We start from the raw sequence: 12,163 nt of genomic DNA, 5'->3' as shown, positions 1-12,163 counted from the left end.
AGCATCGACGCGGCGCTACGGGTATCGCGCCACGTTTTCACTCCGGCCGACGCGATGTGCCGGCAGGCTGGGCACACGCCCTGCCGACCACCGTCGCGACGCGGAAACGGTCGAGGCTCTGGTCATCCTCCGCCGCACCGGTAGCGGTTGGACGTTCGACGCTGTGCGGGTCGGGCGTCCGGCGACCGCGGCGGCCGTTTCGGCGGCACCGCCGTACCGGCGAGCCCACGACCGTGGTGGTTCGGTCGATGCCTGGCGACGGCGTGCAATCGTAGCGTTGCAGAATGGAGCAGGCCGACCCGGACGACACTTCCGCCCACCGCCTCGATGCCCTGCGCGACCTGCATAGACGTATCGGACAACTCAGCGACCGTGAGCCGGCGGTCCTCCTCTGCCTCGCCACCGCCGAGCGGAGGGTCACCGCGGGCGAGCCGGCGGCCGGGACGTTGGACGAGCCGAACCGCTGGTTCGAGGACGTCCGGTCACTGCTGGACGACGCCGGAGCGGTGCTGGGGTCGCCGTGCGGGAGCATCACCCAGGCCCGGCTCACGATCGACGCCGCCGAGCGCGAGTTGCTGCAGGTGATGGCCAGGCAACGCGCGGAGTCCGCCCGCCGGCAGCGCCGCGAGGCGATCCTTGAGGAGGCCCGCCGGCAGCTCAGCCAACTGGGCGACGACGACCCGGATGAGGTGATCCGCACCGCCGGCCTGACCGCCGGACCCGACGACGGGGCGTCCTTCGCCGTCGCGGCGGACGAGCGGTTGTCCGCGGCGGCCGGCGCGGACGTCGCCACGGTCGCCGCAACCGGCGCACCGGCGGCAGATACAGGCCCTGATGAGCCCGCGGATCCGGGCGGCCGGACGGCATTGGCCGAGGTGTCGCCGACCAGCACGGCCACGGTCGAAGGCCTGCCTGGCGGCCTGCCGACGGCCGTCGCGGCGCCGGACTCCCCGCAAACGCCTGCCACGTACAACCCGGCGCCCGGGCCCGTCGCCTTCAGCCCTGTCGTACTCGGTCCCGTGCAGCCGGCCGCACCCGCGCAACGGCAGACCCCGGCCGTCACCGCGGACCCGGATGCGGTGTCACCGGCTCCGGCAGCCGTTGCGCAGTACGCACCGGCGGCGCCGGCGACCCCGCCCGGCGGCGTTGCCCCGGAGGCATCCACCGCCGCGGCGGACGTCGATCTCCCGGAAGCCGAGGAACATCTGCGGGCGCACGAGTCCGCCACCTGGCCGCTTGTGGTCGCGGACCTCATCGACCAGGGACGCGAGGACCTCGCGTGGCTGACGGCCGAGGCCGACGACCAGTCCAGAGCACGCCAGCGGACGCTGGCCTTCTTCACCGCTGCCATGCGCTGCGACCTGGACAACCTGGAGAGTTCGTTGCCCGCGGACCTCATGGAGGAGCCGGAGGGCATGGACGAGGCCGCCGTGCTGCTCGCCGCGTGCCTGCGCTTCGGGCTGTCCGCCGGCTACTCACCGGTCGGCCTGCCGCGGCTGGTGGAGCGCGCCGACATCCAGCACGAGCCGCTGCGGGCCGTGGTCGCGGTCGCGGTCGAAGCGGTCAAGCACGGCGGCCGGCGCGCCTCCGCCGATGACGGCGGCTACGACGAGCTGCTCAAACAGTGGGCAGCGCTGGCCCCGCAGGCCACCTCGCTGAAGGAGACGCTGAGCCGGGCCAACGTGGTGTTTCCCCGGGCCAGCAACGTCCTGCATCACCTGGTGCGGGACAACGAACGACTCGGTCGCGCACTGGCCGACCTGGCCCTGCTCGCCGCGGCCGGACCGTCGGCGGCGACCGGCGGCGACCCACGACTCGACGAGCTCAAGGATGTCGTGCACATCCTGGGCAACAGCGCCACGGTCAATGCGCTGATCACCGCGGCCGACCAGGCGTTGAGTTCGCCACAGCAGCTGAAGCAGCCGATCCAGGCGAAGGCGAGGACCCGTCTGCTGCAGTTGGTCGATGAGGTCCGGCGTCTGCTGGCCCATGGGCTCGCGGTGGCGGCCCGGCTCCGGCAGGCCCGCCGACCGGCGGACCTGTTCGACATGGACGCGCTGCGCCGGGCCGGGGAGAGCTACGTGCCGCCACCGGCGCCACGGACGCTCGGTGAGGCCGCGCTGCATCGGCTGGCGTTGTGGATCCGGCAGGACCCGGCGCCGACCGGCCCCTGCAGCCTTCAGGAGGTCCGGCGGCGTGCGCTGCGGCTCGTGTACGAGGTCGACCAGGACGTCAACGGCGATCCCACGCATCCGCTGCGCCCGGAACATCTGTACGGCGCACTGCACGGCCGCACCGTGGAGGAGGCGGTGCGAGGGTACCTGGACCGAGGCAACGTCCGTGCCGCCCGGGAACTGCTCGGCGACGAGGAGTCCGACATCGTCGAGCGGTACGCCGACACGCTCAACCGGGCACACAACGCCGCCGTCAAGGCAACCGACGTCGCGATCGCGAAGCTGCGCTCACTCGGATCGGACGAGCTGGCGCGGTCGCTGGAGAGCGAACTCGACGACTGGCGCATCGCGCCGGTGGACCGCTACGACCTGGCCAGGGCACCGCTCGCGGAGATGGGTGCACGGGCGGCGCGGGCCATGACCGAGTACCGCGCGGAGTTGGAGAGCAGACTGGCGGTGCTTGCCGCGCCCCGCGACGACATCGAACGGATCCGGCGGGTGCTGGACCGCAACGACGAGGTCACCGCCGAGGAGTTCATCACCAAACTCAAGAGCGGCGAGCCGCTGCCGGAGGCGGTGTCCGTGGGGCGTCGCGGCGACTTCGACGAGTTCTTCCCGGCTGTGGTCGAGCACGCGGCGGAGACGGCGGCGAAGGCGGGGCCGCACGAACGCCCGGAGGAGGCGGTGCTGCAGAGCATCATCGACCTGGCCGGCGGCCAGCAGCCGCAGGTCGGCAGCCTGCGCGAGGGCCTCAGCTCGTGGAAGCAGCTCTACCAGCTGTACTACACCCGCAAGCGCGACAACAAGGGCGAGATCCGGTTCCGCAATGCGCTCGCCGACGTGCTGCGGATGTTGGGGCTCAACCCACTGAGCAGCAACAACTCCTTCCAGGACGTCACCGACGCGCCGCGGACCCGGATCGCGGCCTACGAGGTGCGGGCCCGGCCGCTGGACAGCTCGTACGTGCCTCAGCTGGGCACGCAGGCGAACGGTCGGTACACGGTCATTCTGGTGTTCGAGCGGTCCACCACCCCGGGCCGGCTGCTGGACCTGGTGCCGGAGCGGGGCCGCACGTCGGCGCACCTCATTCTGTACTTCGGCATCATGTCGGTGGAGCAGCGGCTAAAGCTGCGCCAGCACAGCATCCCGACGTCGGGCAAGGGGTCACCGACCCTGGTGATCGACGAGGCGGTCATCGGTTGGCTGGCGACCCGGCAGGAGGCCGGTTTCCAGGCGACGCAGGAGGTGACGCTGCCGTTCACGTCGATCAACCCGTACACGCCCTTCGCCGGTGGCGACGTGCCCAGCGAGGTCTTCGTCGGCCGTGAACGGGAGCGGGAGGCCGTCGAGCGGGCGCTTGGATCCATGTTCGTGTACGGCGGCCGCCAACTCGGCAAGTCGGCGCTCCTGCGCAGGATCGAGAAGCTGTACACGGAACCGCTCGTCCGTGGGCGGACCGGCCGCAGGGTCGCGCTGTACCTGGACCTGAAGTCCGAGTCGATCGGTGAGGCCCGCAAGCCCGAGGAGCTGTGGACCCTGTTGATCCGCCCGCTCAGCCAGCTCGGGGTGCTGCCGGACGGCCGTCACATCCTGCCCGACCGGGTGTCCCAGCTGATCGGGGAATGGCTGGACCGGGACGAGGCCAACAGCCTGCTGCTCCTGCTCGACGAGGCCGACATGTTCCTCGCCGCCGACGCCGCCCCCGATGAGAACGGCAGGGGTCAGTTCCGCACGTTCCAGCGGCTCAAGAATCTGATGGAACGCTACGGCCGCCGGTTCAAGCCGGTGTTCGCCGGTCTGCACCAGGTGCAGCGGTTCTACGACCTGTCCAACACCCCGGTCGCGCACGGCGGCGCGGACATCCTGATCGGGCCGCTGCGTCCGCTGGAGGTCCGGGAGCTGGTGGAGCGGCCGATGCGGGCCATCGGTTACGACTTCGAATCTGACGACCTGGTGTGGAGGATCGCGGCGCTGACGAACTACCAGGCGAGCCTGGTCCAGATCTTCTGCGAGGCGCTGATCGACAATCTGCAACGCCGCACGGTGCGCCGGGCGGGACGGATCGTCATCACCAGTGAGGACGTCGACGGCGTGTACGCCAATCGGGCCGTGCGGGACCTCATCGCGCAGCGGTTCCGGTGGACGATCAACCTGGACACCCGCTACCGCGTGATCGCCCTGGTGGTGACGGTACTCAGCCTGGAGGACGGGCAGCCGGGCAGCACGTTCTCCGTCGATGACCTGCGAACATACTGCGCCGCCTCGTGGCCCAAGGGGTTCGCGGAGGATGAACTGCGCGGCAAGGACTTCGTGCGCTATCTCGACGAGATGGTCGGCCTCGGCGTGCTGCACCGCAGTGGCGAGCACTACGGCATCCGGTCGCCGAACGTGGTCGCGCTGCTGGGCACGAAGAAGGCTTTGGACCAGGAACTGCGGGAGGCCTCGACGCATTTCGAGCTTCCGTACGAGTACAACCCCAACATGAGCCGCATGGTGGTCGGCAAGGAGTGGGAGCGCTCGCCGCTGACCGACGCCGACCTCGCTGACCTCATCGGCGAGAAGGAGGACAAGGCACGCAACCTGTCGCGCGTCCGTCGCGCGGGTCGGCAGTACAAGGTAGCCGTGGTGACCGGTACACCCGCGCTCGGTATCGACCGGGTCGGCGCCGTGCTGCACCGGATGGCCGAACAGCAGCAACTGGACCTGATCCCGGTACCACTGGCGGAGCTGCACCAGCACTTCGAGGACGGCAAGAAGCACCGGTTGCTGCTCGTCGAGGCGGATCACCGCGCGGATGTGGACCTCGCGGGCACGCTGCTCGACATCGGCGCATGGATCCGGGAGCGGCTCACCGTCAGGGTGATCGTGGTGGCCCGGTTGCGGACGGCAGCACCGCTCGCCGTGCCCGCCGGCGACGCCTTCCTGCACGTCCGGCTCGGGCGCTGGCCGATGGAGGCGTTGCGCGCCTGGCACGACTTCCCGTTCGAGACGGTGGCACTGCGACGCAGGGTGCACGAGCTGACGTCGGGTTGGCCGATGCTGCTGGAGCGGGCCGCCGAGCAGGTGAACAGCGGCCGCTCCACGGATGACGTCCTCGGCGGGCTGCGTCACCCGTTCAGCACTCCGGAGCAGGCGACACGATTCCTCGACGACGTCGGTATCGACGAGCGCCTCCGGCCGGTGGCCCGCGCCTGGGCGGAGAACAGCAGCGACCCCGGCGACGAACGGCACATGGTGGCGTTCACCCGAGCCGATCTCGAGCCCGTGCTCGGCGAGGCCGGCGTGTTCCTGGACCGGATGCAGCTCCTCGACGTGGCGCATACGACCGAGGCGGGTTGGGTCCTTGACGGCGTGGTCGCCGAAGCCCTGACCGTGGCGGGTTGACATGGACGACTCCGTGTGGAGGCTGCCGGGCCCTGACAGGCTGGTTGCGCAGGTCACCGAGGAGGTGCAGCGGGGACGGCACGTAGCTGTCGTCCTTCCCGCACAACGGGCCGCTGAGTCGTCCTTCGTCGACGGTCTGGTGTCCGCCATCGTGCACGCCCTGCGCGCGGCCGGCGAGGAGCCCCGCCGTTCACGGCCCTTCGAGGCGGGACTCACGCCACTGCGGTGGCTCGCGGAATGTCTCGTCTTCGGCGATGAGCTGCCGGTTGTCGTCGGCGACCTCCTCGACCACGAGGACGCGACGGCACGAACCGCGGTGCTGAACTGCACCGGTCACCATGCGCCGGACCCCACGGCCGTCGCCGACCTGATGACCAGACTCACCGCGGCCTCCAGGCCGCGACCCGCGACCCTGCGGCCGCGGGTGGTGGTCGTGGGCACCCGGGACATGCTGCCGCTGCTGGGCACGGAGACCGCGGACGTGACGTTCGAGGCACTGTGGTGGTGGGGCCGGCTCACGCGTTGGGACGTCGCTTGCCGGCTGGCGCCGCTCGTTGGCAGCGCGAACGTCGAAGGCGTGCTGCGCGACGTACGGCTGGAGACGATCGTCGAGGTGTGCCGTTGGGACCTCGATCTGGCGCAGTACCTGGCTCGGGCGTGGGACGGCGATCCGCAGAGCCTGACCTCGACGATCAAGGACCAAGCGGCCGTGCCACCGCTGGCGGACCCGCATGACGGCGGGCGCCGGCAGGCGGAGACGACCTGGCCGCACGCCGACGTCGCGCATCTGTGGGACCTGGGCCATCTGGAGCTGTGGCAGAACGAGCACAGCCCGAGCCCGCACGCGCTCGCCGCCCTTCCCGCCGCGATTGAACACAGCGTCTGGGCGGCACAGTCACGCGTCCTGCTGCCCTGGATCGAGACGAAGCGGCAGTTGCTGGTGCGAGCGCTGATCCAGCGGTTCGGTGAGGCGCAGGTGAACACTGCCGCCGACAGATCCGGCCAGGATCAGAGCCCGATCGAGGTCGGCCGGCTGTTCTCCGTCGTGCGTGCCCTGCCGACCCACAACGACGCGGTTTGGCGGGATGCGAGCCGGCAGCTGAAGTCCGCCCGCAACAGGCTGGCGCACCTGCAGATCCTCAACCTCACCGAACAGGCGCGGCTGGCCGATTCCTGCGGGGGCCTTTTCTGAGGCCGGACGGACCCGGCCGGTCCGCTCGGGTCGGCGACGGGACGATGGTCCTCGCCGCCGCCGTCATCGGGTGGCCGGCCGTCCCGCACTGGCGCGGTCGGACCGGTTACGGCACGCGGTAACCGTGGAACCGCAGGGACTTGCGGATGACGAAGCCGAGCCGTTCGTAGCACCGGATCGCGCCGGTGTTGGCGGCCGCGACGTGCAGGAACGCCCGCTCGCCGCGGGCCGCGATCCGCTCGGCGGCGGCGCGGACGACCCGGGACGCCAGCCCGCGGCCGCGGGCGTGCGGGGCGCCGCGGAGCACGGCCCTGCCTGCTCGGCGGCGGCCAGGCGGGCAGGGCCACCGCCCTGATCGAGGAGTTCCCGCAGCGGCATGCCCCGGTGTGACCGCCGGGCCCCCGCCGGTCACAGCAGGCCCTGGGCGTGCAGTTCGACGTTCCGGTCGTCCGCGGCGAGCCGGGCGTTCGTCACCACCGACAACCACACCGACGTCGGCAGCAGCTGCAGCAGGAGCGTGGTCTCCGTCCATGCCACGCCCCAGTATTCCAACGACGCCGGCGGCGCCGCCGACGTGCCGCCGCGTGTGCGCTCACATGAGCTTCCATCTGGTGATTGACGGACGTCAGTGTGAGCGATAACAATCGATCCAGCCGCCCGGAACCGCCGATCCGGGCATCACTGACATGGACACCAGCCGATGCCGCATGCGGTCCGTCTCCTCGCGCTCCTCGCCCTGCTCACCGGGCTGGCCGCCGCCGCGGCCACCGAGCCCGCGCCCGAACCGGTGCCGGTGCCCGTCGCCGTGACCGGCACTCAGGTGCCCGTGCCGCCCCCGCCGATGGGGTGGGCCTCCTGGAACACGTTCGCCGCGAAGATCAACGCGAACGTCATCAAGGCGCAGGCCGACGCGCTGGTCTCCTCCGGGCTGGCCGCCGCCGGGTACACGTACGTCAACATCGACGAGGGCTGGTGGCAGGGCACCCGCGACGCCGCCGGCAACATCACCGTCGACACCGCCGAGTGGCCCGGCGGGATGGCCGCGATCGCCGACTACCTGCACGCCAAGGGCCTCAAGGCCGGCATCTACACCGACGCCGGGCGCGACGGCTGCGGCTACTACTACCCGACGGGCCGGCCGGCGGCGCCGGGCAGCGGCAGCGAGGGCCACTACGCGCAGGACATGCTGCAGTTCTCCCGCTGGGGCTTCGACTTCGTGAAGGTCGACTGGTGCGGCGGCAGCGCCGAGGGCCTGGACCCGCAGTCCACGTACCGCGCGATCAGCGCCGCGGTCACCGCCGCCGCCGCGACGACCGGCCGTCCCCTGACCCTGTCGATCTGCAACTGGGGCGTGCAGAGCCCGTGGAACTGGGCGCCCGGCATGGGCACCATGTGGCGCACCAGCACCGACATCATCTACTACGGCCAGACCGCGACGCAGGCCATGGTGCTGGCCAACTTCGACCAGGGCATCCACCCCGCGGCACAGCACACCGGCTACTACAACGACCCCGACATGATGATCGCCGGCATGCCGGGGCTGACCGCGGCGCAGAACCGTACCCACCTGGGGCTGTGGGCGATCTCGGGCGCGCCGCTGCTCATCGGCGACGACGTCGCCACCATGGACGCGACCACCCTCGCCACGCTGCGCAACCCCGAGGTCATCGCGGTCGACCAGGACCCGCGCGGGCTGCAAGGCGTGAAGGTCGCGCAGGACGCGCAGGGCCGGCAGGTGTACGGCAAGGTGCTGTCCGGCTCGGGCCGGCGCGCCGTGCTGCTGCTCAACCGCGCGTCCACGGCCGCGGCGATGACCGTGCGCTGGGCGGACCTCGGGCTCGCCGCCACGGCCGCCACCGTGCGCAACCTGTGGTCGGCGCAGAACGCGGGCAGCTTCACCACCTCGTACACGGTGAACGTGCCGGCGAACGAGTCGGTGCTGCTGACCGTCACCGGCACCGAGGCCGCCGCGAGCACGTACGAGGCCGAGGCGACCGGCAACACCCGCACCGGCGCCACGGTCGTCGCCTGCACCGGCTGCTCCGGCGGCGCGAAGGTCGGCGGGGTCGGCAACGGCGGCACCCTGCGCGTCAACGCCGTCACCGCCGCCGCGGCCGGTCTCGCCGTGGCGACTGTCGCCTACACCAACGGCGACACCGCGACCCGGACCGCGACGCTGCAGGTGAGCGGCCAGCCGTCCACCGTGGTCGCGTTCCCGCCGACCGGGTCGTGGACCACCGCCGGCACCGTCTCGGTCATCGTGCAGCTGGCCGCCGGCGCGGCGAACACCCTGACGTTCGGCAACGCCGCGGCGTGGGCGCCGGACCTCGACGCGATCGAGGTCCGTGCGCTGCCCGGTGCGTCGGCGCCGGCCACCGTGCGCATCCAGGGCGTGCAGTCGGGCCGCTGCCTCGACGTCAACAACTCCAGCACCACCAACGGCGTCCAGCTGCAGCTGTGGGACTGCAACGGGCAGGGCAACCAGGCGTGGACACAGACGCAGAGCCGGCAGCTGACCGTGTACGGCAGCAAGTGCCTGGACGCGTACAACAACGGCACCACCAACGGCACGAGCGTCGTCATCTGGGACTGCAACGGCCAGGCGAACCAGCAGTGGAACGTCAACGCCGACGGCACGATCACCAGCGCCCTGTCCGGCCTGTGCCTGGACGCCAGCAACCGCGGCACCGCCAACGGCACGAAGATCATCCTGTGGGCGTGCGGCTCGGGCACCAACCAGCGCTGGACGCTGACCTGAGGCGGCAGGCCCTCAGGCGAGCATGGCCACCTGACCGGTGGCGTGACGCAGCTGCAGCAGTTGGACTCCGAGGAGGCGGCCGCATGCAACGACCTGCAGACCGGGGCCGTAGCGGCAGTCACCGGCCGGGGGTCGACCGCTCCACCCGCCGCGTTCAACGCCGGTTCGGGGCTCCGCCCGCCTGCAGCAGGGTGTCGAACCGCCGGACCAGATCGGCGCCGGTCATCCCCGCAGCGGTGAACTCGTGCACCTCGCCGCCGGTCATCCCGACCGTGACCCGCACCCGCTCCCCGTCCTCGGCGCTGCGTGCCCAGGCGATACCGGTCAGCGGCAGGTCCGGCGCCGCCGTCCCGCTGCGGATCGCCCGTCCGGTCCAGCTGGACAGCGCCATCCCCGCGACGGCCGTCACCGCGGCGGCGATGGCGAGGAGGCCGGCGCCGGCGAACAGGATGCTGCCGGCTCGGCCGTTAACGGCGCTGCCGACGCCCATCGCGGTCAGTGCGACGGCCACGGCGGCGAACGCGGCGCCGCCCGCCCGGCGCAGCAGCACGGACTGCCGGGCGGAGTGACGGATCAGGTACACGCCGCCGTCCGTGAACCACAGCGTCGCCATCGTTCCGTCCGCCGTCTCGACCCCACGTAGCTGCACGCTGCCACGGTACGCGCTGCCGCAGCGGCGCCGGTCACGACGGTGGCGCGGGGCAGGTCCCGACATGCCGTGCTGGACGCGCCGGTATTGACCATGTCGACAAGGTCTTCGCGCCGGCGAGGAGGCGTTCACCGGGCCGGATCGTCCGTCGTCGCGGCGTCAATCGACCGACAGGATACGCAGTGACCAGCGGGTCGAGAACCAGCCCTCGTCACGCAGAACAGCGACCACGCGTCCTCCACCCGGGGCGACGGCGAGGTCTCCGTAGTCACCGGCCGCGACCCGGCGGACCTTCCCGCCGTCGAGCAGCCACAGGCCGGCCTTGCCGTCGATCTCACCGGCAATCGCGACGCGGTCACCGTCCACTGCCAGGCCGCCCGGCTTGCGTACCCCTCGCCGCAGCACCGAGTCCCGTCCTGGGCCGTCATGGCGGCAGACCGAGAACGTCCCCGCCGGTCCGGCATCACCCGTGCCGCAGCTCGTGCTCAGGTAGATCACGCTGCCACCGGCCGTAACGGCTGGGAACCTGGCCTCGGCACCGCCGAAACACTCCGCCGCCGACTCCTTGAACGCCCGGATGCCGCCGCCGCACGAGCTCGCACGCGAATATCCGGTCCCGGCATCGGCGTCCCACGCCACTCCCCAGCCGTCGTAGTCGACAGTCGCAACCGGTGTCGTCGCATCGTCCCGGACGTTCATCCGGACGAGTGCGGCCTTGGTCAGCTCGACATCGTCGCCGCACGGCACGATCAGCCCGATGTCCTGCCCGCCCAGCGGGACCAGCGCCGACGCCGACGCATCCACGTCCTCCGGGTCGCGGCAGCTCGGACGCGCCACAGGGATCCGCTCCGGGCGCCCGCCGGCGCGGACCCGCACCAGCGCCGTCGTCGAGTCGGAGTCCGTGGCCGACACCTCGAGGAAGAAGATCGAGTCGTCGACCCAGGTCGCCGAAAAGTACGAGAGCTTCGTCGACCCGGTGATCTCCCCCTCGGGCGCGCCGCATCCTGACACCGCGACCGGCCCGATCAGCAGGCCGGCCGCAGCAGCGATCCGCGCGGCGACTGCCAGCATGCTGCCACCGGGCGCCGCGCCTGCCGACGTCATCGCCGAACCATACCTGCACCGAGCCTGGGCTTTCGCCAAGCGCTTGATCAAGGGTTGTGGCCCGCCGACCGCCAGGCCGATGTACTGGTGAACACTGCGACCGATCCGTCCGGTTCGGCCTATGGTCGCTCCAGCTTGCCGCGCTCCTCCATCTTCCGCACGACCGCAAGCGCGGCTTCCAAAGACAGCCCGGTCAACTGGCGAACCATTTTCACTGCCTGTATCCGCTGACCAGACCTGGCCATCTGTTCGGCGGCCTCCATACTGGGTTCGATCGGAGACCGCGATCGGCCGGGAGACTTGTCAGCATTCGAGGTGCCCGAGCCGCGGAGCCTTCCGAGGGCGTAGCCCGATATCAGCAGAACAATGATGACGCCGGTCGTCCAGGGCCAGCCGGCGAATCTCGGCCTGCCTGTCAACAGCGACACCACCTGCGCCAGCGTCGAGACGCCAGCACTGACAAAGCATCCGTAGACGAGCCCCCGGGCGATACGCCGGCCCAACTCCCCGATGCGCTGACTCATCGGCATGCGGTCCACGCCTCTTTTCTTCGTCCGGCTGGGTGCTGCTGACCGACCTCCCGAACTCCATCGACGCTACCGCAGGGACACCCCGGATCGGTGATGACATCGTCGGGGATGAAGCGGTCGCCGCGCACCTCCACCCGCCTGCCCGGTGGTCGGCGACATTGCCGGTGGTCGGCAACTGGACCGGCGTCACGTTTGCCGACCGCTCCCGATGTCGGTCGCCGGCCGGTCGCCGATGCTGGAGGTTCCTTCGGTACTTCGCACGCGGGGTGGTGATCATGGTGACTGGTGTGGTGCACGGCGGGCGAACCGCTGTCCCGGTCGCCGCATGCCCCGTGGTGAGGGGACGTCTCGGGCTCGCGCGCCCGTTGCGGC

At 71.2% G+C, this 12,163-nt stretch carries 10 protein-coding genes; 4 read left to right on the top strand and 6 right to left on the bottom strand.

Features of this window, described 5'->3' with window-relative positions:
• Positions 1-284 precede the first annotated feature (284 nt).
• Positions 285-5,558, top strand: coding sequence for a hypothetical protein (locus AB0H83_RS21715; protein ID WP_360096658.1), 5,274 nt, complete (start codon positions 285-287; stop codon positions 5,556-5,558).
• A gap of 190 nt (positions 5,559-5,748) precedes the next feature.
• On the opposite strand, the gene AB0H83_RS21710 is transcribed toward AB0H83_RS21715, so the two are convergent.
• Positions 5,749-5,898, bottom strand: coding sequence for a hypothetical protein (locus AB0H83_RS21710; protein WP_360096655.1), 150 nt, complete (start codon positions 5,896-5,898; stop codon positions 5,749-5,751).
• 93 nt (positions 5,899-5,991) lie between these two features.
• On the opposite strand from AB0H83_RS21710, the gene AB0H83_RS21705 reads away from it, so the two are divergent.
• On the top strand, positions 5,992-6,750 hold the full coding sequence (locus AB0H83_RS21705) for a hypothetical protein (protein WP_360096652.1): 759 nt from the start codon (positions 5,992-5,994) through the stop codon (positions 6,748-6,750).
• A gap of 106 nt (positions 6,751-6,856) precedes the next feature.
• Here AB0H83_RS21705 and AB0H83_RS21700 read toward each other — a convergent pair whose 3' ends face one another.
• The gene (locus tag AB0H83_RS21700; RefSeq protein WP_360096649.1) at positions 6,857-7,057 is read right to left on the bottom strand and encodes a GNAT family N-acetyltransferase; all 201 of its coding nucleotides are present in this window, start codon (positions 7,055-7,057) and stop codon (positions 6,857-6,859) included.
• A 101-nt stretch (positions 7,058-7,158) separates the two neighbouring features.
• Positions 7,159-7,287 carry a hypothetical protein gene (locus AB0H83_RS21695; protein ID WP_360096646.1) on the bottom strand — a complete coding sequence of 43 codons (129 nt, stop codon included), beginning with the start codon at positions 7,285-7,287 and terminating at the stop codon, positions 7,159-7,161.
• Between the two features lie 163 nt (positions 7,288-7,450).
• On the opposite strand from AB0H83_RS21695, the gene AB0H83_RS21690 reads away from it, so the two are divergent.
• Complete coding sequence (locus tag AB0H83_RS21690) at positions 7,451-9,508, top strand: RICIN domain-containing protein (RefSeq protein ID WP_360096643.1); 2,058 nt, start codon at positions 7,451-7,453, stop codon at positions 9,506-9,508.
• A gap of 154 nt (positions 9,509-9,662) precedes the next feature.
• On the opposite strand, the gene AB0H83_RS21685 is transcribed toward AB0H83_RS21690, so the two are convergent.
• Together AB0H83_RS21685 and AB0H83_RS21680 are read right to left on the bottom strand one after the other, a co-directional pair.
• Positions 9,663-10,157: a hypothetical protein gene (locus AB0H83_RS21685; protein ID WP_360096640.1), complete on the bottom strand. Its 495-nt coding sequence runs from the start codon at positions 10,155-10,157 to the stop codon at positions 9,663-9,665.
• Positions 10,158-10,316: 159 nt separating this feature from the next.
• Positions 10,317-11,033 carry a hypothetical protein gene (locus AB0H83_RS21680; protein ID WP_360096637.1) on the bottom strand — a complete coding sequence of 239 codons (717 nt, stop codon included), beginning with the start codon at positions 11,031-11,033 and terminating at the stop codon, positions 10,317-10,319.
• A gap of 25 nt (positions 11,034-11,058) precedes the next feature.
• Between AB0H83_RS21680 and AB0H83_RS21675 the strand changes: the two genes are divergently transcribed.
• A complete protein-coding gene (locus tag AB0H83_RS21675; RefSeq protein WP_360096634.1) occupies positions 11,059-11,352 on the top strand; it encodes a hypothetical protein in 294 nt (97 codons plus the stop codon).
• A 28-nt stretch (positions 11,353-11,380) separates the two neighbouring features.
• Here AB0H83_RS21675 and AB0H83_RS21670 read toward each other — a convergent pair whose 3' ends face one another.
• Positions 11,381-11,800 (bottom strand): hypothetical protein, encoded by a 420-nt coding sequence (locus AB0H83_RS21670; protein ID WP_360096631.1) that lies wholly within the window; start codon positions 11,798-11,800, stop codon positions 11,381-11,383.
• Positions 11,801-12,163 lie beyond the last annotated feature (363 nt).

It is taken from the genome of Dactylosporangium sp. NPDC050688, assembly GCF_040654515.1.
Taxonomy (GTDB): Bacteria; Actinomycetota; Actinomycetes; order Mycobacteriales; family Micromonosporaceae; genus Dactylosporangium.
Note: the sequence above shows the minus strand (reverse complement) of the source record. Positions and strands in the feature narration are given on the sequence as shown.